Annotated in this window: 20 protein-coding genes; 1 reads left to right on the top strand and 19 read right to left on the bottom strand. The window is 37.2% G+C overall.

Annotated features, from left to right (window positions below; all coding sequences use genetic code 11):
- Positions 1 to 79: 79 nt before the first annotated feature.
- Both tkt and D612_RS0102225 read right to left on the bottom strand, forming a co-directional pair.
- Entirely contained in the window at positions 80 to 2,086 is a 2,007-nt protein-coding gene (gene tkt, locus D612_RS0102230) for a transketolase (RefSeq protein ID WP_017753850.1), read from the bottom strand.
- Between the two features lie 125 nt (positions 2,087 to 2,211).
- The gene (locus D612_RS0102225) at positions 2,212 to 2,454 is read right to left on the bottom strand and encodes a DUF896 domain-containing protein (RefSeq protein ID WP_017753849.1); all 243 of its coding nucleotides are present in this window, start codon (positions 2,452 to 2,454) and stop codon (positions 2,212 to 2,214) included.
- Between the two features lie 165 nt (positions 2,455 to 2,619).
- Between D612_RS0102225 and lexA the strand changes: the two genes are divergently transcribed.
- Entirely contained in the window at positions 2,620 to 3,243 is a 624-nt protein-coding gene (lexA, locus tag D612_RS0102220; protein ID WP_017753848.1) for a transcriptional repressor LexA, read from the top strand.
- Positions 3,244 to 3,355: 112 nt separating this feature from the next.
- On the opposite strand, the gene glnA is transcribed toward lexA, so the two are convergent.
- The 17 genes from glnA to D612_RS0102135 form a co-directional block, all read right to left on the bottom strand.
- On the bottom strand, positions 3,356 to 4,690 hold the full coding sequence (glnA, locus tag D612_RS0102215) for a type I glutamate--ammonia ligase (protein WP_017753847.1): 1,335 nt from the start codon (positions 4,688 to 4,690) through the stop codon (positions 3,356 to 3,358).
- A 48-nt stretch (positions 4,691 to 4,738) separates the two neighbouring features.
- Positions 4,739 to 5,134, bottom strand: coding sequence for a MerR family transcriptional regulator (locus D612_RS0102210; protein ID WP_017753846.1), 396 nt, complete (start codon positions 5,132 to 5,134; stop codon positions 4,739 to 4,741).
- A 187-nt stretch (positions 5,135 to 5,321) separates the two neighbouring features.
- Positions 5,322 to 6,590, bottom strand: coding sequence for a methionine gamma-lyase family protein (locus D612_RS0102205; protein WP_017753845.1), 1,269 nt, complete (start codon positions 6,588 to 6,590; stop codon positions 5,322 to 5,324).
- 21 nt (positions 6,591 to 6,611) lie between these two features.
- Positions 6,612 to 7,874 carry a GTPase HflX gene (gene hflX, locus D612_RS0102200; protein ID WP_017753844.1) on the bottom strand — a complete coding sequence of 421 codons (1,263 nt, stop codon included), beginning with the start codon at positions 7,872 to 7,874 and terminating at the stop codon, positions 6,612 to 6,614.
- A 317-nt stretch (positions 7,875 to 8,191) separates the two neighbouring features.
- Positions 8,192 to 9,139 (bottom strand): stage V sporulation protein K, encoded by a 948-nt coding sequence (gene spoVK / locus D612_RS0102195; RefSeq protein ID WP_017753843.1) that lies wholly within the window; start codon positions 9,137 to 9,139, stop codon positions 8,192 to 8,194.
- A gap of 220 nt (positions 9,140 to 9,359) precedes the next feature.
- The gene (gene hfq, locus D612_RS0102190) at positions 9,360 to 9,584 is read right to left on the bottom strand and encodes an RNA chaperone Hfq (protein ID WP_017753842.1); all 225 of its coding nucleotides are present in this window, start codon (positions 9,582 to 9,584) and stop codon (positions 9,360 to 9,362) included.
- Positions 9,585 to 9,615: 31 nt separating this feature from the next.
- Positions 9,616 to 10,572, bottom strand: coding sequence for a tRNA (adenosine(37)-N6)-dimethylallyltransferase MiaA (miaA, locus tag D612_RS0102185; protein WP_017753841.1), 957 nt, complete (start codon positions 10,570 to 10,572; stop codon positions 9,616 to 9,618).
- A 101-nt stretch (positions 10,573 to 10,673) separates the two neighbouring features.
- On the bottom strand, positions 10,674 to 12,644 hold the full coding sequence (mutL, locus tag D612_RS0102180; RefSeq protein WP_017753840.1) for a DNA mismatch repair endonuclease MutL: 1,971 nt from the start codon (positions 12,642 to 12,644) through the stop codon (positions 10,674 to 10,676).
- Positions 12,645 to 12,654: 10 nt separating this feature from the next.
- Positions 12,655 to 15,261, bottom strand: a complete 2,607-nt coding sequence (gene mutS / locus D612_RS0102175) for a DNA mismatch repair protein MutS (protein ID WP_017753839.1) — start codon at positions 15,259 to 15,261, stop codon at positions 12,655 to 12,657.
- 103 nt (positions 15,262 to 15,364) lie between these two features.
- Positions 15,365 to 15,934: an outer spore coat protein CotE gene (locus D612_RS0102170; RefSeq protein WP_017753838.1), complete on the bottom strand. Its 570-nt coding sequence runs from the start codon at positions 15,932 to 15,934 to the stop codon at positions 15,365 to 15,367.
- A 212-nt stretch (positions 15,935 to 16,146) separates the two neighbouring features.
- Positions 16,147 to 16,593 carry a RicAFT regulatory complex protein RicA family protein gene (locus D612_RS0102165; protein ID WP_017753837.1) on the bottom strand — a complete coding sequence of 149 codons (447 nt, stop codon included), beginning with the start codon at positions 16,591 to 16,593 and terminating at the stop codon, positions 16,147 to 16,149.
- On the bottom strand, positions 16,586 to 18,139 hold the full coding sequence (miaB, locus tag D612_RS0102160; RefSeq protein WP_017753836.1) for a tRNA (N6-isopentenyl adenosine(37)-C2)-methylthiotransferase MiaB: 1,554 nt from the start codon (positions 18,137 to 18,139) through the stop codon (positions 16,586 to 16,588). The genes D612_RS0102165 and miaB overlap by 8 nt, the downstream gene beginning before the upstream one ends.
- A gap of 202 nt (positions 18,140 to 18,341) precedes the next feature.
- The gene (locus D612_RS0102155) at positions 18,342 to 19,208 is read right to left on the bottom strand and encodes a 2-oxoacid:ferredoxin oxidoreductase subunit beta (protein WP_017753835.1); all 867 of its coding nucleotides are present in this window, start codon (positions 19,206 to 19,208) and stop codon (positions 18,342 to 18,344) included.
- A 1-nt stretch (position 19,209) separates the two neighbouring features.
- A complete protein-coding gene (locus D612_RS0102150) occupies positions 19,210 to 20,949 on the bottom strand; it encodes a 2-oxoacid:acceptor oxidoreductase subunit alpha (RefSeq protein ID WP_017753834.1) in 1,740 nt (579 codons plus the stop codon).
- 194 nt (positions 20,950 to 21,143) lie between these two features.
- Positions 21,144 to 22,073, bottom strand: coding sequence for a dipeptidase (locus D612_RS0102145; protein WP_017753833.1), 930 nt, complete (start codon positions 22,071 to 22,073; stop codon positions 21,144 to 21,146).
- 93 nt (positions 22,074 to 22,166) lie between these two features.
- Positions 22,167 to 22,427: a stage V sporulation protein SpoVS gene (gene spoVS, locus D612_RS0102140; RefSeq protein ID WP_003211281.1), complete on the bottom strand. Its 261-nt coding sequence runs from the start codon at positions 22,425 to 22,427 to the stop codon at positions 22,167 to 22,169.
- Between the two features lie 117 nt (positions 22,428 to 22,544).
- Positions 22,545 to 23,339, bottom strand: coding sequence for a TIGR00282 family metallophosphoesterase (locus D612_RS0102135; protein ID WP_017753832.1), 795 nt, complete (start codon positions 23,337 to 23,339; stop codon positions 22,545 to 22,547).
- Positions 23,340 to 23,649 lie beyond the last annotated feature (310 nt).

The raw sequence follows: 23,649 nt of genomic DNA, 5'->3' as shown, positions 1-23,649 counted from the left end.
GTCATCTAGTGGTGAAAGAATACACTAGTTTTGTCGAATAAAGAAGCCGACCTATATTGGTCAGCTTCCTATCCAATCACTATTTTAGTAAAGCCTTTACTTTAGCAACTACGTTAGAAACAGTAAAGCCATATTCTTCAATTAACCTTCCACCCGGAGCAGATGCGCCAAATTGATCAATCGCTAGAATATCACCTTCATCACCTGTATAGCGATCCCATCCAAAGGAAGATCCCATCTCTATTGCTAAACGTTTTTTTACATTTTTTGGTAGCACTGATTGCTTATAATCATCTGGTTGCTCGTCAAAACGGTCCCATGCAGGCATGCTCACTACTGAAACTGAAATACCCTCTTGTGCAAGTGCCTTTTGTGCTTCAATCGCCAAATTCACTTCTGAGCCGCTTGCTAACAGTAATGCATCCGGTAGTTCCTTATCTGCTTTGCTAATAACATACGCACCTTTTTTTACACCTTCAAAAGCATTTTCTACTGTTCCCTCAATTGTCGGTAAACCTTGACGTGAAAGGACTAGAATGGTTGGCCTCGTCTCACTTTCAAGAGCGACCCGCCATGCAGCTGCTGTTTCGTTTCCGTCTGCTGGACGAATCGTAGATAAATTAGGCATTGCCCTAAAAGCAGCTAAATGTTCAATCGGCTCATGTGTTGGTCCATCCTCACCAACAGCAATACTATCATGTGTAAATACATAAGTTACCGGCAATTTCATAAGTGCAGCTAAGCGAATGGCCGGACGTAAATAATCAGAAAATACAAAGAATGTACTGCCGAAGACTTTGACTCCGCCATGAAGGGCCATTCCGTTTAAAGCTGCCCCCATTGCAAATTCACGGACACCAAACCAAATGTTGCGACCGCTGTAATTAGTAGCAGCGAAATCCCCTTGGTCCTTCATTGCCGTTTTGTTTGAGCTCGCTAAGTCTGCTGAACCTCCAAATAATTGCGGAACTGCCTTTGCAATTGCATTAATTGCCTGACCCGATGAATCACGGCTAGCAGGCTTATCTTTGCCAGCTTCATACTTAGGAAGAGCTTGCTCCCATCCCTTTGGTAATTTCCCATCGATAGCTAATTCTAGCTCCTGCGCTAACTCTGGGTGTTGCTCTTTATATTCAGCAAATAATTTATTCCATGCTTTTTCAGCTTGTTTCCCTTGCTCATTAACGATTTGATTAAAATGTTGATATACCTCTTCCGGTACATAAAAATCTTCAGAAAACGTCCACTTATAAGATTCCTTTGTAAGCTTTGCTTCATCTTGCCCAAGTGGAGAACCATGCGAAGCTGACTTTCCAGCTTTATTTGGAGACCCATATCCAATGGTTGTTTTTACTTCTATCAAAGTTGGACGATTTAGATCTGTTCTTGCTTCCTCTAAAGCCTTTTCAATTTCATCTAAATTATTACCATCCCCAACTCGTAACACTTGCCACCCATATGATTCATAGCGTTGCATTACATTTTCAGAAAACGACCGATCTAAATCTCCATCAAGGGATATATCATTTGAATCATATAATATTACTAATCGTCCTAGCTTTAAATGACCTGCTAATGACGCAGATTCTCCAGAAACCCCTTCCATGAGATCTCCATCACCACAAATACTGTATGTAAAGTGATTAATAATTTCATAATTTTCTTTATTGTATTTTGCCGCTAAATGACGCTCAGCCATAGCCATCCCCACCGCAGTTGCCACGCCTTGTCCGAGCGGTCCAGTTGTTGCTTCAACACCAGGTGTATGACCAAATTCAGGGTGACCAGGTGTTTTACTGCCCCATTGGCGGAAGTTTTTCAAGTCATCAATGGAAACATCATATCCACACAAATGAAGTAAGCTATATAAAAGCATTGAACCATGACCTGCTGATAGTACAAAACGATCACGATCAAACCATTTTGGATTATTTGGATTATGCTTCATAAACTTTGTCCAAAGTTTGTAAGCCATCGGCGCCGCTCCCATTGGCATACCTGGATGTCCTGAATTGGCTTTTTCAATGGCATCGATTGATAATGTCCGAATCGCACTTATCGATAACTGTTCTATTGATACTGACATGTCTTTCATCCTTCCTCTATTTTTTCTCCGCTTTTCATCATATAACGTTTATATCCAATTGTACAACCATTTTCCATTACCTATTATACCTTTTTCATTTCGTATTAAGCTAGAAAATAGATGATTTAATGAAAAAACGGATTATTTCTCCTTTTTTGACTCTCACGTAATTTTTTTGGGGTAACATTCTTTCCATCCGGATCTATTATTTTGACAGAGTGAAGTGTATTGTCTAGAGATTTCCGAAAGCTTTTAATATATTCCTCACGTAGCTTTTTCTGTTCGATTCTTTCGGTTTCTGTTAAACCAGTTGTTTTAGCTTTATTAGCTAATTCGTTGATCCGCTTGATTTTTTCCTGTGAAATCAAATGAAATCCTCCCTGCAGTTTTCTATTCACTATTTTTACTATATTACTGAACGAAAGTCTAGTGATCCATTACTAATATTCTTAAAACCCTCGAACTTATGTTTGTAATTTGTTGGTAAGTTTGTTATAATTCTATTAATATATGGAGCGAATGAGGTGTAAATTATGGTAAAAATCTCAAAGCGACAGCAAGATATCTTACAGTTTATTAAACAACAAGTGAAAACAAAAGGGTATCCGCCTTCAGTTAGAGAAATTGGTGAAGCAGTCGGCCTTGCTTCAAGTTCAACTGTTCATGGTCATTTAGATAGACTTGAAAAAAAGGGATTTATTCGAAGGGATCCAACAAAACCGCGGGCTATTGAAATTTTAACGAACGAAGAAACAGACATGCTTCCAAAAAATGATATAGTAAATGTACCTATTATAGGTAAAGTTACTGCAGGGTTACCGATAACTGCTATTGAAAATATTGAAGACTATATTCCATTGCCTGAACGATTAGTTCCAGCTGAAGGAAATCTCTTCATTCTTGTCGTCGAAGGAGAAAGTATGATTGATGCAGGAATTCATGATGGTGATTTAGTCATTGTTCGCCAGCAGCAAACCGCAGTAAACGGTGAAATTGTTGTTGCGATGACAACTGATGACGAAGCGACTGTCAAACGTTTTTTCAAAGAAAAGGATCATATTCGACTTCAGCCTGAAAACGAGACAATGGAGCCAATCATCGTCGATGACGTAACGATATTAGGAAAGGTAATCGGACTTTATCGAACGATACAATAAATTTATAGTAAATTTGTCCGACCCAAAGGGAACGGATTGTGCGAATTACCATTAGTTTTACATATCAACAGTTAAAACCCCATGATTTCAAAAATCATGGGGTAGTTTTATTTTAATATACAGACATATAATGCTCACGTTCCCACTGATGCACAGTCGACCGGAACATATCCCACTCGATTTCCTTCGCCTCGATAAAATGCTCTGCAATATGAGAACCTAAAGCGTCCATCATAACTTCATCAGCTTTAAGCTTTTCTAAGGCATCTGCAAGTGTACCTGGCAAATCAATAATACCATGTTCCAAACGCTCCTCTTTATCCATCACATAGATGTTGCGGTCAACTGCGTTCGGAGCTTGTAATTTATTTTCAATTCCATCAAGCCCAGCCGCCAAAATGACAGTCATTGCTAGATAAGGATTCGCTGAAGGATCTGCACTCCTTACTTCAATCCGCGTACTCATTCCTCGCGCTGATGGAATTCGAATTAAAGGGCTGCGATTCTTTGCAGACCATGCTACATAACAAGGAGCCTCATAACCAGGTACTAAACGCTTATATGAGTTAACAGTCGGATTACAAATTGCAGTAAATGCTTCAGCGTGCTTCATTGTACCTGCGATAAATTGATAGGCTGTTTCACTTAATTGCAATGGTCCTGCCTCATCAAAAAATACATTCTCATTTCCTTTAAACAAAGAGACGTTACAATGCATACCAGAGCCTGCAATTCCAAATATAGGCTTTGGCATAAAGGTTGCATGTAAGCCATGCTTTCTTGCAATGGTTTTTACGACTAATTTAAATGTTTGTATGTCGTCACAGGCTTTCACTGCATCTGCATATTTAAAGTCAATTTCATGCTGACCTGGACCGCATTCATGATGTGAAGCCTCAATATCAAAACCCATTTCCTCTAGCTCTAACACGATATCACGACGACAATTTTCTCCTAAATCTGTTGGAGCTAAATCAAAATAGCCACCTTTATCATTTAACTCTAATGTCGGTTCCCCTTTTTCATCTAGCTTAAATAAATAAAACTCAGGTTCTGGTCCAATATTAAATGAAGTAAAACCTAGTTCCTCCATCCGTCTAAGCTGGCGTTTTAAATTACCACGTGGATCACCAGCAAAAGGAGTACCGTCTGTATTATAAATATCACAAATAAGTCGAGCAACTTTTCCTTTTTCTGCCGTCCAAGGAAAAACCATCCATGTATCATAATCTGGATATAAATACATGTCTGATTCTTCGATCCTTACAAATCCTTCAATTGAAGAGCCATCAAACATCATTTGATTATTAAGCGCTTTTTCAAGTTGTCCAACTGGAATTTCAACGTTTTTTATAATCCCCAGCATATCAGTAAATTGTAGTCGAATAAATCTTACGTTTTGTTCTTGTGCCAATTGTTGTATATCTTCTTTTGTGTATTTTGCCATACCTTGTTCCTCCCGAAATATTGTCTATAATTTTTACTTACTTCTTCGTTACTGGAGAAATCTTGCATCTCCATTGTGATGCGTACTTTTATGAAAGCGACCAGCTTGGATTAGTTCTTTACGTAAAAAACGTCTTAACTCAGAGTTTGACAATTCTTGGTTAACCTGTTCGAACTTTTCAGTTTTAGTCGTTCTATCCACTTCCTTAACCTCAAATAATTGTTTAATTCCAGCTAAATTCACACCTTGTTCGATTAACTTTTTTATTTCTAATAAGCGATCAACATCATTAAAGGAAAACATTCGACGATTTCCATCTGTTCTTGCCGGATGAACCAATCCATGTTCCTCATAATAACGGATTTGCCTCGCAGATAACTCTGTCAATTCCATTACAATACCGATTGGGAAAAGCGGCATTGAACGACGAATGTTATCACTCATTCGCAATCCTCCTTAATGATATTTCTACTTCACATAATTCATGGTGATAATTTTATATAATGTTAGATAAGTTGTCAATCCTATGTTAGGTTTTCTTACATGTTATTTATAGATATGGATGTTTCTATTGAATGTCAAACAAAATCACCATTAAGAATCTTAACCCAGAGCGCAATTGTTCAATTACTTATATGTTAATTAATTCTTTTTCAAGCAATTGATTGATTGCCGTAATGATGGCAATTTTTACGTGTTCATACGTTAATCCTCCCTGCACATATGCTTCAAAAGGAGGGCGCATCGGACCGTCAGCAGTCAATTCAATACTAGCACCTTGTATAAATGTACCTGCTGCCATAATAACATCATCCTCATATCCCGGCATGTAGCTTGGCATTGGCAAAACATGGGCATTTACAGGAGATGCGAATTGGATAGCCTGGCAAAAGGCAATCATCATTTCTCGGTCATTAAATTGAACGGACTGGATAAGATCTGTGCGTTTTTGATTCCATTTTGGATATGTATGTAGACCATATTCTTCTAACAGTGCCGATGTAAAAACAGCCCCTTTTAATGCTTGTCCAACAATATGAGGCGCTAAGAAAAAACCTTGATACATTTCATGAAGACTATATAGCGAAGCGCCTGCTTCTCTTCCTAATCCTGGTGCTGTTACCCGATAAGCACATTGCTCAATCAAATCTGCTTTGCCAACAATATAACCACCAGTTTTCGCTAGTCCTCCACCTGGATTTTTTATTAAGGAGCCTGCAACTAAGTCTGCCCCAACGTCACACGGTTCAAGTTCCTCCACAAATTCTCCATAACAATTATCTACAAACACGATTACATCCTGTTTACAATCCTTCACAAACTCGATCATTTCTTTAATTTGCGAAATCATAAACGACGGTCTTGTCGCATATCCTTTTGAACGCTGGATTCCAATAACCTTCGTGTTATGCTTTATTGCTTTAGCAACTCTTGGAAAATCAACGTGTCCCTCATCTGTTAATGGGATCGATTGATATGAAATATTAAAATCCTTTAGGGAGCCGTTCTGCTTACCACGTACTCCTACAATTTCCTCTAACGTATCATAAGGCCTGCCAGTAATATAAAGTAATTCATCTCCTGGACGCAGTACACCGAAAAGAGACAAGGTAATCGCATGAGTACCCGAAATGATTTGTGGACGGACAATACATGCTTCACCACCAAACACTTCTGCATACACTTTTTCAAGTGTATCTCTCCCACTGTCATCATATCCATAACCAGTTGATGGATTAAAATGGAAATCACTTACTTGGTTATGACGAAAAGCAGTTAGTACCTTCAGTTGATTTTTTTCTACCTTATAATCTATTTCTTGATGAATAAGTTTAATCTTTTCTTCAATTTTCTTGACAGTTTTTTCTATCGAATTACCATAGCGAAAATTTTCATACATTAGTACCCATACCCCTATCATTTACTGTTCGTTTAGGTGATGTATTTGCTGATATAAAGAAATATTAGGATTGATGTATCCTTTACATTCATACATTTCTTTTTCTTCAATAAACTGTTGTTCTAACAATACTGTATCTGATTTTAATTTAGCTAAAAGCTTACCATTTTCACCTGAAACGTAAAAATGATAAAATTCCATTTGGCTGATAACTTTTTCTTCAATTTTTTTCTGAAGCTTTTCGATATCCTCTTTTTCATAAGCACTTATAAATAACATCTCATTTTCCGATGGTACAAAATGTATAGATACGAGATCTTTTTTATTGTAGATCGTTAATATTGGAATATGGTTGACCTCTAGCTCTTCTAAAATATGATAAACAGTTTTTTCATGATTAAAATAATCTGGATTCGAGGAATCAACGACATGCAAAATTAAATCTGCTTCTTTCACTTCCTCAAGGGTTGAACGGAATGCTGCAATTAATGATGTTGGTAAATCCTCAATAAAACCTACAGTGTCTGTTAATAATGTTGTTAATCCAGACGGCAAAATAAATCTTCTCGTCACCGGATCAAGTGTAGCAAATAGTAAATTCTCTTCAAATGCTGCTGATTCCGTTAAACGATTAAAGATCGTTGATTTCCCGGCATTCGTATAACCGACTAGCGAAATTTGGAATGTTTGATTCTTTTTTCTTCGATCGCGATAGCGATTGCGATGCTCAACGATTGTTTGCAACTGTTCTTTAATTTCCGTAATTCGCCGTCTAATATGCCGTCGATCTGCTTCGAGCTTTGTTTCACCAGGCCCTCTTGTACCTATACCACCTCCAAGTCTTGATAAAGCAAGTCCTTGGCCGCCAAGTCGAGGTAATAAGTACTCATATTGAGCGAGCTCCACCTGTAATTTTCCTTCCTTAGACTTAGCTCTAGAAGCAAAAATATCAAGAATTAATTGGGTTCGATCGATGACTCTTGCGTTAAACTTCTCAGCTAGATTACGCATTTGTGATGGCGATAACTCATCATTAAAGATAATAACATCAACCGCTAATTCTTCTTCTAAAAGGGCTATTTCTTCGATTTTCCCTTTGCCAATATATGTGGCTGAATGGACGCGCTCCCGCTTTTGCGAAAGGCTCATCAATACTTCTCCGTTCGCCGTAGCTGTAAGTGAAGCTAATTCATCCATTGAGTATAAAAATCGTTCATCATCAATATGAGGTAATTGACAGCCAACAAGTAATGCACGTTCTTTTATTGTTTGATTTTCAATCAAAGTTTGTCCCTACCTTTATAAAATTGTTAGTACATCAACTTTTCTTCTTTAAACTATATCAAAGGAAAAGAAGAAGTGGTATATCTTTATGTATACCACTTTATCATGGTTTAGGAAATTGTAATATTTGATCCTGTGGATAAATACTTTAGCACAGAGAGAAGTCGTCCAGCTCCAGCACCTTAGCGACTAGTAAACTTCGCTCATCTCTTTTGCGATAAGTCAACATCGACTCGTCCCTCGACGTGTTTTGTTTATCTCAGTCGATGCGCTCTTAGTTAATACGTCGCTAATCAGGGCGCCTATAGCTTTTGTTCTTATTCTTCTGGGAATAATAAATCTTCGCTTTGAATTGTTTGTAATTCGTCTTTTTCGAAGTGATCATTCAATAACAGCCTCATCGCTTGGGCACGAACTGATTTTTCAATTACATTTCGAATATAGCGACCATTACTAAATACTGTCCCTGAACGTGTATATTTAATTTTTTGGAGATGATCCCTTAGCTTCCATTCTGCTTCCTTCGCTAACACGTATTGTCGTTCTAATAACATTTTGTTGGCAATTTCCATTAACTGACTAACTGTATAATCGGGGAAATTTATGACAATCGGGAAACGGGAACGTAGACCTGGATTTATTGAAAGAAAATGATTCATTTCCTTCTCATACCCAGCTAATATTAGGATGAAGTCATTCCCTTTATCCTCCATATGCTTCACCAATGTATCAATTGCTTCTTTTCCAAAATCCTTTTCGCCACCGCGTGCCAATGAATATGCTTCATCTACAAATAATATGCCACCTAAAGCTTTTTTTATCAGATCTCTCGTTTTTTGAGCAGTATGGCCAATATATTCTCCAACTAGGTCTGCGCGCTCTGCTTCGATTAAGTGTCCTTTCGATAATGCATTCATTTCTTTAAATAAAGTCCCTAGAAGTCTGGCAACTGTTGTTTTGCCAGTTCCAGGATTTCCTTTAAACATCATGTGTAGAACTTGACCACCTGCTTTTAATCCTTGCTCCTCGCGAATCTTATTAATATAAATCCATGCATATATTTCCTTTACTATCTTTTTCATTTCTTCCATGCCAACAAGGGCGCTCATCTCTTCTTCAATTTTTTTTAATGGTTCATGCTTACTGTGGATATAACCTTGATTTTGATCGATCGGTATTGAACGTGATACTTTTACCTTCTTTTTCTCTCCATTTAAAACAATATTAATTTGGCCATTCTTTTTCAGCGTTACTGGTTGCTCCATATGAGTCACCTCTCATTTCATGTTTAGTATACGTGAGAGGCGCTAATTTTGTGACAAACGCCCATAAAAAAAACGGAAGCGCTGATTTAACCATCTTTAAAAGAACAAAAGCTATCGGCGCCCTGATTAGCGACGTATAAACTAAGAGCGCATCGACTGAGATAAAGGAACAATAAAAATAAGACTAATTCCAAGTAGGAATTAGCCTCATTATCCAAATTTATTCCATATCAATTTGAACTGTTTTCTGCGGAGAGAATGTGGAAATCGCATGCTTATAAATCATTTGTTGTTTTCCATCAGTCTCTAACAAAACAGTAAAATTATCAAACGCCTTAACTAAACCACGTAGTTGAAAACCATTTAGTAAAAATACTGTAACAAAAATATTTTCTTTACGAAGCTGATTTAAAAATTGATCTTGAATATTGATGGATTGCTTCATTGAACAGTCCTCCTCTTTTTCTCTTTATATTCTATTTCGCTTTAAGCTCAAGCTTTCCTGCTATTTTATTTAAAATTTCTGTAAACTTTTGCCTAAAGGCATTTTCATCTGCAACCGCTCCGGTCATATCGAACCACTCAACGTCCATTTTATTACGAAACCATGTTAGCTGTCTTTTTGCATAACGACGTGAGTTTCGTTTTAATAGCTCAATAGCGGAATTCAATGTGATCTTATCCTCAAAGTATTCATATAGTTCCTTATAACCAATTGCTTGAATTGATTGACAATCCTTTACACCCGCATCATACAACCTCTTCACTTCAGCTAGCAAGCCTTGCTCAATCATCAAATCCACACGTTGATTGATCCGTTCATAAAGTAGGCCTCTATCCATCGTTAAACCAATGATGATATGGTGATAAAGAGGTTCAGGATCCTGCTCTGCAAGATATTCAGACATTGTTAAGCCTGTTTCATGAAATACTTCAAGGGCGCGAATAACACGTCTAATATTATTAGGATGAATTCGTTCACCACATAAAGGATCAATCTGCAAAAGCTCTTGGTAGATAGCATCTATCCCCTCTTCTTCAACTCTTTGTTCAAGCTGAGTTCGATATTCAAGATTTGAAGAAGCGTCTGAAAAATTATAATTATAAAGAACAGATTGAATATATAGACCAGTACCACCTACAATAATCGGAACTTTTTCTCTTTTTGTGATCTCATCAATTAATTGACTTACAAGTGTTTGAAATTCAGCAACAGAAAACGTTTCAGTTGGTTGTTTAATATCAAGCAAATGGTGTGGAACTCCTTGCATCTCCTGAACTGTTACCTTTGCAGTTCCAATATCCATACCCTGATAAATCTGCATCGAGTCACCGCTGATAATCTCACCGTTCAGTGCCTTTGCTAGCTCAATACCTATTTTCGTTTTCCCTACAGCTGTTGGTCCAATAATTGCAATTACTTTTTTTTTCATTGTATCGGTCACCTATAACATACATTTGGTTTCCTATACATCATAAACAATTGTAGTCATGAATACAAATTTTCATTCACCATTTCACCGAAAAGTTTTATTTACATCACCCTTTTAAACATCTTTTCCATTTCATAAGTTGAAAAATGAATAATAATTGGACGGCCATGCGGGCATGTAAACGGGTCAGTCGTATTCCTTAATGCTTGCAGAAGTGAAAATATTTCATCATTTCGCAAATGATGATTTGCTTTTATAGAAGCTTTGCAAGACATCATAATCGCCGCTTCCTCCCTTAGCTCTTTTATGCTGATCCTTTTATTTGTGATAACCTGCTGAATCATTTCCTCAATGTAATCCTTTTCACTACCTGAAGGAAACCATTGTGGATGGGAGCGGACAATATATCCTTGCGCTCCAAAATGCTCTAGGAATATACCCACAGCGCTTAACTGCTCTAAATGTTCTTCGATAATGAGCATTTCATTTTTAGGATAATCAAGCGTAATCGGAAGAAGCATTTCTTGGACCTCTGGTTCAACCTCTGCTACTTTTTCTTTATAGTATTCATATTTTATTCGTTCTTGTGCAGCATGTTGATCAATTATATATAATCCAATTTCATTTTGGGCGAGTATATATGTTCCATGCATTTGTCCGATCGGATAAAGCGTTGGAATTCGCTCACCTTCGCTAGGATGCTTTTGTTTTCGATTGTTATCAGCAACTGAATTGGCATCAAGAGGAGAAATTTCCTTAGTGTCTAGTATAACAGTATCCTTTTCAGTTGTTGGAATGAAAGCATTAACCATCTCGTGTTGTTCATCCTTCACCATTTCCTTAAAGCTTGAATTCGCACGAGGTAGTCCTAGAATATCCGTAGCCATCCTAACCCTTTCTGTATCAGGCGTATGACTACTAAATTCACTCCTGTCATCACCTTTTACGATTTCACGTTGCTGAGGATTTGCTTCAATGGGATCATCGTTAAAACTATGATAATTTGATGAATGCTCAAAGGTTAATGCTTGCTGTTCACTGTCAACCTTCATCTTTTTATCTTGTTTTGTTACTTCAGGAATTAATGTTTCCCTTCTGAAACAAGTACGAATTCCTTCTTTTATAAGCTCGCTTAACTCAGCTTCTTTACTTAAGCGGACTTCTAGCTTCGATGGATGAACATTCACGTCTACTAATAAAGGGTCCATAACAATATTAATAAGAGCAATTGGAAATCTTCCAATCGGTAATAAAGTATGATATCCCTCTTGAATTGCTTTTGCGATTGAATAGTTTTTAATAAATCTACCATTTATAATGGTTGACATATAATTTCTCGATGCTCTTGTTACCTCCGGCCTCGCGATGAATCCATTAATCTCATAATCAATCGTAGAAAGTTGTAAAGGAATCATTTGTTTTGCAATAGAGACACCATAAATTGAAGCTAAAACTTGTAAAACATCTCCATTCCCACTTGTAAAAAAGACGCGTTTCCCGTTATGTGTTAACTGTAAAGAAATTTCCGGATGAGCGAGGGCAATGCGATTTAAGTAATCAGTAATATTCCCTAATTCCGTATGAACAGTCTTTAAATATTTTAACCGTGCAGGTGTATTAAAAAAAAGATTAGTAACAGTAATATCCGTCCCTTTTCGACTATTAGTTGCCTCATGTGTGATTACCTTGCCCCCACTAAGACGGATATAAGTTCCCGCTCCTTCTCCAGTACAAGTTCTCATCTCAAGCTCTGATACCGATGCAATGCTTGGAAGCGCCTCGCCTCGGAAACCTAATGTGCGAATACGAAAAAGGTCATGTTCATCTTTAATTTTACTAGTTGCATGACGTTCAAATGCTAGAATTGCATCATTAGGCTCAATCCCATCACCGTTATCAATGACGCGGATCTCCGCAAGCCCAGCCTCCTTCACATGCACTTCAATTCTTGTACTCTTAGCATCAATTGCGTTTTCAACTAGCTCCTTAACAACTGATGCAGGTCTTTCTATTACTTCTCCAGCTGCAATTTTGTTTGATAATTGGTCAGATAACTGTCTAATTTTCCCCACATTATCACCTTTACTTCTTAGACTTCAATAATTTTTGAATTTTGTATAGCTCATTCATAGTATCTAATGGTGTCATTTCTAATAGATTAAGAGTACATATTTTATCGATTGCTTCCTTTTCAGCCTTTGTCATAGATGAAGCTGGATGCTGTTCAGCTTTTTCTGAAGCAAAAAAAGATAACTGTTCAACATCTTCTACAATAACGGGAGCTTCCACCTGATTTGTTGTATGAAATGTTTGTTCAGTTTCAAGCTCGTCCAAAATTTCCTTCGCCCTCTTAATTAAAGATAATGGCAATTCAGCCAATTGGGCAACATGAATCCCATAGCTTTTGTCTGCAGCACCATCCAAGAGTTTATGAAGGAATACAACCTTTCCATTTTCTTCAATTGCACTAACATGGACATTTTTAAGCTTTGATAAGGATTGTTCAAGCCTAGTTAATTCATGATAATGGGTTGAAAATAATGTTTTTGCACCGATTCTATCATGAATGTATTCAATAATCGCTTGGGCTAATGCCATGCCATCATAGGTAGATGTACCGCGACCAATTTCATCTAATAATATCAAGCTATTTTTTGTAGCTTTTGTTATTGCATTTTTCGCTTCTAGCATCTCTACCATAAATGTGCTTTGTCCGGATACTAAATCGTCTGCAGCACCAATTCTCGTAAACACTTGATCAAAAATTGGTAAAATTGCTCTTTTGGCAGGAACGAAACAGCCAATTTGAGCTAATATTGATGTCAGTGCTATTTGCCGCATAAACGTACTTTTACCAGACATATTTGGTCCTGTAATTAATAGCATTTCCCTGTCCGGGTCCATGTAACAATCATTCGCTACATATTCCTGAGAATTTAAAACTTTCTCTACTACAGGATGACGACCTTGTTCAATCACAATTTTACGATTTTTGGAGAATTCCGGTTTTGTATACTGATATTGTTCACTAACTTCTGCAAAGCTTTGCAGTACATCTATCTCGCTTATCGCTTTAGCTAACTGCTGCAACCGTGGAATAAATGTTTTCACCTGTTCACGTATTTCTAAAAATAAATCATACTCTAAGTCTATGATTTTTTCTTCTGCTTCTAAGATGATTGCTTCTTTTTCCTTAAGTTCTGGCGTGATATAACGTTCGGCATTTGTCAACGTTTGTTTCCGTTCATAACGCCCCTCGGGTAAAAGGTGAAGATTCGCCTTCGTCACTTCAATGTAATAACCAAATACCCGATTATAGCCGACCTTTAATGACTTAATTCCGGTTTCCTGCTTCTCTTTGGATTCTAATTCAGCAATCCAACGCTTCCCATTTAATACAGCATCTCGGTACGTATCTAGTCGATCATTATAACCGTCTTTTATGATGTCTCCATCTTTAATAGATAACGGTGGATTTTCTTTTAATCCATTTTCTAATAGTTCCGTAAGTAATTCACAAGGGTCAATATTTTCGACTAGCTTTGTCGCATAGCTATTATCGAGTTGGTTAATTAAAGAAAGCATCACTGGAACGTGCGAAAGTGATTTTTTCAACTGAATTAAGTCCCGAGCATTCAAATTTCCATAGGCAACACGTCCCGATAAACGTTCTAAATCATAGATTGGTTTTAAAGCCTCGCGCAAATCTTGTCTTATAAAGTATTGTTTTAACAACGTCTCTACCATATTTAGACGATTTTCTATCGCAGTTTCCGAAAGCAAAGGACGTTCAATCCACTGTTTAAGCCTTCTCGCGCCCATTGCTGTAACGGTTGAATCAAGCAACCACAAAAATGATCCTTTCTTAGACTTTGTTCGAATTGTCTCTACTAATTCGAGATTGCGCTTCGAGTGAATATCTAGTTTCATATATTGATCTGTTTCATAGTATTGAATGGGTTGAAGATGATCAAGGGATCGTTTTTGTGTTTTTAATAAATAATTTAGTAGCCTGCCGATTGTATCGGATAGCTCCTTACTTGTAAGATTTTTTGTAGTCTGTGCTAAAGCTTCAGGAACAGAAGCATCGTCCTCTTGTGATATGGCAATGCTCATACGATCTATTAACGTTAGTATACGATCTTCCTGAGTATTTGAAGCTAAAACAACCTCTTTTGCTCCCACTCCGTAAATTTCTCCGCAAACATCAATCCAGTCACCTTTTATTAAAGTTATTTGTCCCTCACCTGTCGTTAAATCTACATAAGCAAATCCAAAGGTTCCATCTTTAAAGTCTGTAACTGTTGCAATAAAGTTATTTTCCTTTTCATCCAAAACTTTACCTTGCATTACTGTTCCAGGAGTAATTAACTGTACAACTTCACGACGTACAACTCCTTTTGCTTCCTTCGGGTCTTCAACCTGTTCACAAATAGCTACCTTGTATCCTTTTTCGACTAGTTGGTTAATGTAACTTGTCGCTGCATGATAAGGCACTCCGCACATCGGAATTCGTTCCTCTACCCCACCATCTCGGCCTGTAAGTGTAATCTCCAGCTCTTGCGAAGCTTGGATTGCATCGTCGAAAAACATTTCATAAAAATCACCAAGTCGAAAAAATAAAAAGGCATCTTTATACTGTGCCTTTACAGATAAGTATTGTTGTATCATCGGCGTATATTGAGTCATATAAATCCTCCAATATATAAATGCATCAAATTGTTCAATTTTCATGTTCATCTATAACAAATTATAGCACAAAAAAACTAGGAAGAGAGTATCCTCCTAGTTGTTATTCCTCCTCACCAGCAACTAAAAAGTCTGGATTTAAATCTTCAAATTCCTTATCAACAATATCTTCGTCACTTAATTCTTCAATGTCTTCCTCGCAAACACCAGGGAAGACTTGAACGCATACTTTTGTTTCCCCTATTACTTCTGCGATGAACTCCCTTTCTACCTGCACTACTACTTTGTTGCCGTTCGGTGAGATTGAGCATTCCAAACAATTTGGTTGTTGTACGACCCTGGCAATTACCTCTAAGTCATCGTTCAAGCAATTTTCATCTTTTGATGATAACCGAACAACATCCTTGTAATGTACGGTTTCCGTGGCAACCTCTGTCTTTGTATTGTCACTATAAGAATACCATACATTAATGTCATAGCAGCCCTCCACTTCTACACAGTCTCCAGCCTTTTTAGCCTCGTATTCATGGTTGATGATCCAACAACCAAGTATACTAGTTGGTCTGTGAGAAGGTGAGATTGTATGCGTACATTGTGTAAACTTACGACCTTTACCGCAAACTGCTTTAGTAATTATCTCTCTAAATTGATGTTCATGCTCTCTTCTTGACATGTGAGCACTACCTCCTCATTTTCGATGTTCCATTCTATCCTATGCAGGGCAAATGACCAGTGTGCAAATAAATCAATATCAATCATTACTCGGACCTTTACTTCATTCTATGCATGAAAACCGAGATATGTGCCCAATAATTTATATTTTTGGAGAGATAAAAAAAGAAGTTGACCGCTAAGTCAACCTCTAGATAGCTCATATATTCATTTTTAATGTTGATGTTCATGCTCGCAGCCGCCTTCTTGGTGACATCCGGGCTTTGAACCTGTTTTACCCTGTAATAAATCCCCGCCAGTTGAAACAATAATTTCATTTGTAACAGTTTGTGAAATAGTACTTGAAACAAGCTGTAGAAGATCATTTACTACGACTTGAGATCTTTTAAACTCTTCAACAACAGGAATTTCATCTAATTCAGCCATTAATGCATCGATTTTATCTTCCACTTTTTTAAGCGCTTCGGGTTTATTATAATGTTTAAAGTTCACCGCTTGTTTTTGATAATGCTTAATATCCTCCATTAATCGATAAACCTTATCGTTCTTATTAATAGCCTCCTCAGCACGTTTAAAAAACTCAACTTCCTCTGTTTCCGCAATAAGTTTTGCTAATTCAGCAGCCTTTTCAACTACTTCTGATTTTGTGTATTTAGCCATTATTCGTTACCCCCTCTTCATCCTTTATCATTTCACCATCTAATGTCCATGTCTTAGCACTTGTGATTCTCACCTTCACTATTTCTCCAATAACTGACTTAGGACCTCTAAAGTTAACAAGTTTATTCTTACTTGTATAGCCGGCTAAAATTTCCGGATTGTTCTTACTTTCACCTTCAACAAGAACTTCAACAACTTGACCTTCAATTTGTTTGTTTTTCTTAGCAGAAAATTCATTTACTAATGCATTTAAGCGTTGCAGACGTTCTTTCTTCACTTCAAGTGGCACATTATCGACCATATCAGCTGCTGGTGTGCCTTCACGAGGGGAATAAACAAATGTATAAGCACTATCATATTCGACCTCACGATAAAGCGATAAAGTTTCTTCGAATTGTTCTTCCGTTTCATTAGGGAATCCAACAATTATATCAGTTGTTAATGCTACATTTGGAATAGCAGCTTTTATTTTTCGAACAAGTTCCAAATATTGCTCCCTCGTATACTTACGTGACATGATTTTAAGCATTTCAGTGCTTCCAGATTGGACTGGTAAATGAATATGATCCATCAGGTTTCCGCCTTTGGCAAGCACTTCAATTAAATGATCATCGAAATCACGCGGATGACTAGTTGTAAAGCGAATACGTGGAATGTCAATTTTTCGAATTTCATCCATTAAATCGCCTAAGCCATACTTCATATCGTCAAAATCTTTACCATAGGCATTTACGTTTTGTCCTAATAATGTAATCTCTTTATAGCCTTGTCGTGCTAAATGGCGAACTTCCTCAATAATATCTTCAGGACGGCGGCTTCGTTCTTTTCCCCTTGTATATGGAACGATGCAATACGTGCAAAACTTATCACAGCCGTACATAATATTTACCCAACCTTTTATGTTACCACTTCTAATTTTCGGAAGGTTTTCGATAATGTCGCCTTCTTTTGACCAAACCTCAACGACTCTTTCTTTACCAAACATTGCTTCTCTTAGTAACTGCGGTAGGCGATGAATATTATGAGTACCGAAAATCAAGTCTACTTGCTGATGTTTTTGAAGAAGTCTATTTACGACGCCTTCTTCTTGAGACATACAGCCACATACTCCTAAAATTAGATCAGGCTTATCTCTTTTTAACACCTTCAAATGTCCTATTTCTCCAAACACTTTATTTTCTGCATTTTCACGAACTGCACAAGTATTTAATAGGATAATATCAGCTTCATTAGTCGAGTCCGTATTTTCAAAGCCCATCTCTGAAAGAATTCCAGCCATAACCTCTGTGTCATGTTCATTCATTTGACACCCATACGTACGAATATAAAATTTCTTATTCTTTCCAATACCAACCATGTCTTCAGGGATATCATAACCGCGGTGAACTTTGACGTCTTCTTTCCCGCGTTTTTTTGCGTCCTTCAACGATGGTGGTTGATACGTTGTTTCAAAATATTTCGCATAATCCTTATCGGATTTTCTGTCCGCAGGATTAGTAGCAGCTTTAATTTGGGCGGTATGCTCTTTTCGTTGTTTTTCGTTCATAAAAAATCTCCTTCCTATAAAAAATAAGAATATAAAACACACCAATTAAATAGTATAAATGTTTAAGCGCAAATTAACAATAGCACACATCACACCATAAAGTGACAGCGACTCGATGCTGGAACTAGAATACACCATAGAGTGACAGCACCTGAAAGCGGAACAAACCCCGTCTGAAGTTATTCAGACAGGGTTTATCATTTTACATAAATTCTTTTACTAGTTCATCAAATTTGTCTTCACTAATTGTTAAATCAGATTGGACAAGCGGCTTTTCACTATATCCAAAGAGTTGCTCTTGGTAAGATTTTTGATCTTTATTTTGATAAATTAAACCTGTAACGAGACCGTCGTTTTCCATTAATGTTTGCATTGCTTGAATGCGATTTGACGGATCATAACCATCAATGTCAGATAATCTCTTTAAATTTTCTTTATACCAATCATAAGTGTTGACTTTATTGTACGTAACACAAGGACTGAAAACGTTTATTAATGAGAATCCTTTATGATTAATACCTGCTTCAATTAAAGAGGTTAATTCTTTTAAATCACTAGAGAAGCTTTGTGCGACAAAAGTTGCACCAACAGTAAGTGCCATTTCCATCGCTGAAATCGATGGCTCAATAGACCCCTTCGGTGTACTTTTTGTTTTAAAACCACGTTCACTACGCGGTGATGTTTGACCTTTTGTTAAGCCGTAAATATGATTGTCCATTACAATATAGGTGATATCAATGTTACGACGAATTGCATGGACCGTATGACCAGTACCAATTGCAAATCCATCTCCATCTCCACCGGCAGCAATAACAGTAAGATCACGGTTAGCCATTTTAACACCTTGAGCAATTGGTAATGCACGGCCATGAATCCCATGAACACCGTACGCGTTTACGTAACCTGAAATACGACCTGAACAACCAATACCAGAAATTAGTGCTAATTCATGCGGCTCTACTCCAACATTTGCAACAGCACGTTGAATGGCAGCTTGAACGGAGAAATCACCGCAACCAGGGCACCAGTTAGGTTTCACACTATTACGAAAATCTTTAAATGTTGCCATCTTATAACAACTCCTTAACTCTGTTGTAAATTTCACTTGGCAAGAATGGATTTCCATCATACTTTAAGATGCTTTCCACCTTATCGTGATTTCCTACGTTCATTTTAAGGATGTTTGCTAACTGTGCTGTGCCGTTATGCTCAACAACAACCACTTTCTTTGCTGAGTTTACTAATGGTAATATTTCTTCAGTTGGGAATGGATGTATTAAGCGAATATGAGCATGATTAGCTTTGATTCCATCTTTTTCAAGACGAGCCGTTGCTTCCTCAATTCCACCCCTCGTTGAGTTAAAACCAACTAGTAATACATCAGCATCATCATGTTTTACATTTTTATGAACAGCATTAGCAAGATTTAAATTCTTTAGCTTACGTAAACGCTTGTCCATTTGTGCTTGGCGGTTTTTAGCAACCTCAGATGGTCTACCAATTTCACTATGCTCGACACCAGTAACATGGTGCAACCCATTTTTCATACCTGGAATAACACGTGGTGAAATACCATCTTCAGTTACAAGATAACGTTTATAGTTTTCTGCTTCACCTGGATCAGGTAACTCAGCATTTATATCTAATTTTCCACGACGGATTTCAATGCTTGAATAATCTAAAGGCTCAACTGTTTGTTTCCCTAAAGAAATTTGTAGATCAGTTAATAGTATCACCGGGCATTGGAATTCTTCTGCAATATTTAAAGCTTCAATCGCATCATAAAATGCTTCTTGAACGGTACTAGGTGCAAGAACCACCTTTGGAATATCACCGTGTGTACCATAAATCATTGCCATTAAATCAGATTGTTCAACCTTTGTTGGTAACCCTGTACTTGGACCACCACGTTGTGTATTCACAATAACTACTGGAGTTTCTGTCATGCCTGCTAAACCAATAGCTTCCATCATTAGAGATAATCCTGGTCCTGATGATGCAGTTATTGTACGAACACCTGCGTAGTTAGCACCGATTGCCATTGTTGCCGCTGCAATTTCATCTTCAGTTTGAATGACTGCTCCACCAAATTCTGGAAGCTTCTTAATTAAATATTCCATAATTTCAGAAGCTGGTGTTATAGGATACGCTGACATAAACCGACAACCACCAGCGATGAATCCTAAAGCAATCGCGTCATTCCCAATCATAAACAACCGTTTTTTTCCGTCAGCTTTTTCAAGCTCCATTGTAGATAGTGAATCTCCAGCTTGATTTTTAATATATTCATAGCCTTTTTGGATTGCTTCCATATTCTTGGCTACAACTTGTTCACCTTTACGTCCAAAAATCTCTTCAACAACCTCTTGATATGCAGCAACATCTAAGTTTAAAACAGCACTTGATGCACCAACTGCCACCATGTTTTTCATTAATGATGTACCGAGCTCAGTTGCAATATCGGTAAATGGAACTGCGTAAAAAGTTACTTTTGATCCGTCAGGAATTTTCGGGTCGAATTTTGAATCAGCAATAACTACGCCGCCTTCTCGTAATTCATGAAAATTCACATCAATTGTTTCTTGGTCAAACGCTACTAAAACATCTAAATCATCAGAAATAGAGCGAACTTGACTTGTACTTACACGAATTTTGTTGTTTGTGTGACCACCTTTAATACGTGAGGAAAAGTGGCGATAACCGTATAAATAGTAGCCTAAACGATTAAGCGCAATTGAGAAAATTTCCCCTGTACTTTCAATACCTTCCCCTTGCTGTCCTCCAACTTTCCACGAAAGTTGATTGATCATCTCTTACACCCCTTTTGAATGTAGCATTTATCATATGTTAAACAATTATATTGTAGTACCTTTAAATATTAAAATTATACTAATTTTAATATAGAGAGTGTACTAAACGCTTTCAATTCTAGACTTATAGCATGAAAAAATCAACCCCTAAACGCTTATTTTTGACAAAATTGTGTATAAAAAAACGAGCAATTTTAATCGGGAAAATGATTAGCAAAATTTTGGTAACAAATTCCATTAATTTGCTCTTGCGTAAAGTATTTTTGAAGCTCATTTATAAGGTTTGGATAAAATGAATAATTTTCCAATCCATTTACAGTATGTTCGATTCCATCAAAGTCTGAACCTAAGCCGACATTTCGTTCTCCACCTAAAGCACAAATATGATCAATATGCCTTATTATATCGTTAATAGTTGCATCGCTCGTTTTCTTACTTAAAAAGTAAGGCACAAATGTAATTCCAATAATACCGTCCTTCTCTATTAATGCTTCTATTTGTTCATCTCTTAGATTCCTAGGATGTGAAAATAAGGAGTACGCATTAGAATGCGAGGCGATCGGAAACCTAGCAATTTCTATTGTATCCCAAAACGATTTTTCTCCTAAGTGTGATAGGTCAGTCCAAATTTTTAATTGATTGTTTATGTTCACGACTTCAATTCCAAAATTGGATAAACCAGCATTTCTTTTTTCCAGTGCCCCATCGGCAACTGCATTCGCAAAGTTCCATGTTAAACCAACCGAACGAACTCCGAGTCGATGTAATGTCTTTAACTTAACGATATCTGCACCAATTGCGTCGCACCCTTCAAGAGTAAGAATTGCGCCTATTTCACCATCCTGTAGCTTATGAATATCGTCCTTTTCTAGTATTAGTTGCAGATTAGGGTGGATTTTCATAATTTTTTCGTAAAAAATATCAATCATTTCAAGTGCTACATTAAAACGATCTGCTACCCTTACACTCTCAGGAACATAGATGGCAAAGCACTGAATTTTGCTCCCGGCTTGTTTTAAATATTTATTGTTTACTTGTAAGCTTTCTCCATCCTCAAAGGAAATATTTGGATTCATCCACATTTTATATAGTACATCACAATGAGCATCAAAAATCTTTCTCAACGGGAATCCCCCTTCCAATAAAAGTAAAGGAGACTATCCCACAGTTATCGGGACAGCCTCTTCCAATATTCCTATTATTTACTTTCATTTAACTTAGCGTGGCTCAACAATTAACTTTATCGCAGTGCGTTCTTCACCGTCAATTAAAATATCTGTAAAAGCAGGAATACATATTAAATCTACTCCACTCGGTGCTACAAACCCTCGTGCGATTGCGACTGCCTTTACGGCCTGATTTAGTGCACCTGCGCCAATTGCCTGAATTTCAGCAGCGCCACGTTCACGTAAAACCCCCGCAAGTGCTCCAGCTACAGAATTAGGATTAGATTTTGCTGAAACTTTTAATATTTCCATTCCTGGTTCCTCCTCGTAATGAATAAATCAAAAAATCAATTCCTCTTCTACTATATTCCAGAAATTTGCTGTTATTCCTGCTAAGTTTAAGATAATTTTTCGAAAAACTTAAAAAATTCACTCAAAAAAGGAATGGTCTTCATTTATCTGGATTCTATCTATTTTTTGAGCCTTCCCAGTCTTTGAATCAATCTCAATTATAACTCCACTTAGTTGGACACGACCTGATGCAATTTCAAATCTAACAGGAAGATTTGTTAAAAATCTTTTCAGTACAACATCTTTATCAATACCGAGTATTCCATCATATGGTCCTGTCATTCCAACATCTGTTATATATGCTGTACCATTCGGCAATATACGGTTATCAGCTGTTTGTACATGAGTATGTGTTCCAACGACTGCAGAAGCCTTACCATCCAAATACCAGCCCATTGCAATTTTCTCACTTGTAGCTTCAGCATGAAAGTCTACAAATATAATCTTTGTTCGTTTTTTCATGGCGGTTATTAGTTCATCTGCTTTTTTAAAGGGACAATCGAGCGGCGGTAAAAAAGTTCTCCCTTGAAGGTTAATAATGCCAATTTCTGTCCCATTTATATTAAGCAATAATGCCCCCGACCCAGGGGTCCCCTCTGGAAAATTAGCAGGTCTTACTATGCATTTGGCATCGTCAATAAATTCAAAGATATCTTTATTATCCCAAGTATGGTTGCCAAGCGTAATTGCATGTGCGCCCTGTTCTAAAAATGATCGATAAATTTTATTAGTTATCCCTTTCCCTGCTGCAGCGTTTTCCCCATTGATAATTGTTACGTTTGGCTTATATTTAGCCTGCAATTTAGGCAAGTAATCCTTTACCATATCACGACCTGGCGACCCGACAACATCGCCGATAAATAATATTCTCATCGTTAAACTCCAATCTTTGCTAATTTATATGTTTAGTTTCACATACAGTATTTATATTGTCAAAGCAACACTGTTCACATTTTTTGGACAGAACAAAAGCTTTAGGGGCCTGATTAGCGACGTATAAACTAAGAGCGCATCGACTGAGATAAACAAAACACGTCGATGGACGAGTCGATGTTGACTTATCGCAAAAGAGATGAGCGAAGTTTACTAGTCGCTAAGGCGCTTGCGCTGGACGACTACTCTCTGTGCTATAGTATTTATCCACAGGATCAAATTTTATAATTTCCTAAACAAAAATAAAAAA

The organism is Calidifontibacillus oryziterrae, assembly GCF_000331575.1.
In the GTDB taxonomy this organism is placed as follows: domain Bacteria; phylum Bacillota; class Bacilli; order Bacillales; family Bacillaceae_J; genus Calidifontibacillus_A; species Calidifontibacillus_A oryziterrae.
Note: the sequence above shows the minus strand (reverse complement) of the source record. Positions and strands in the feature narration are given on the sequence as shown.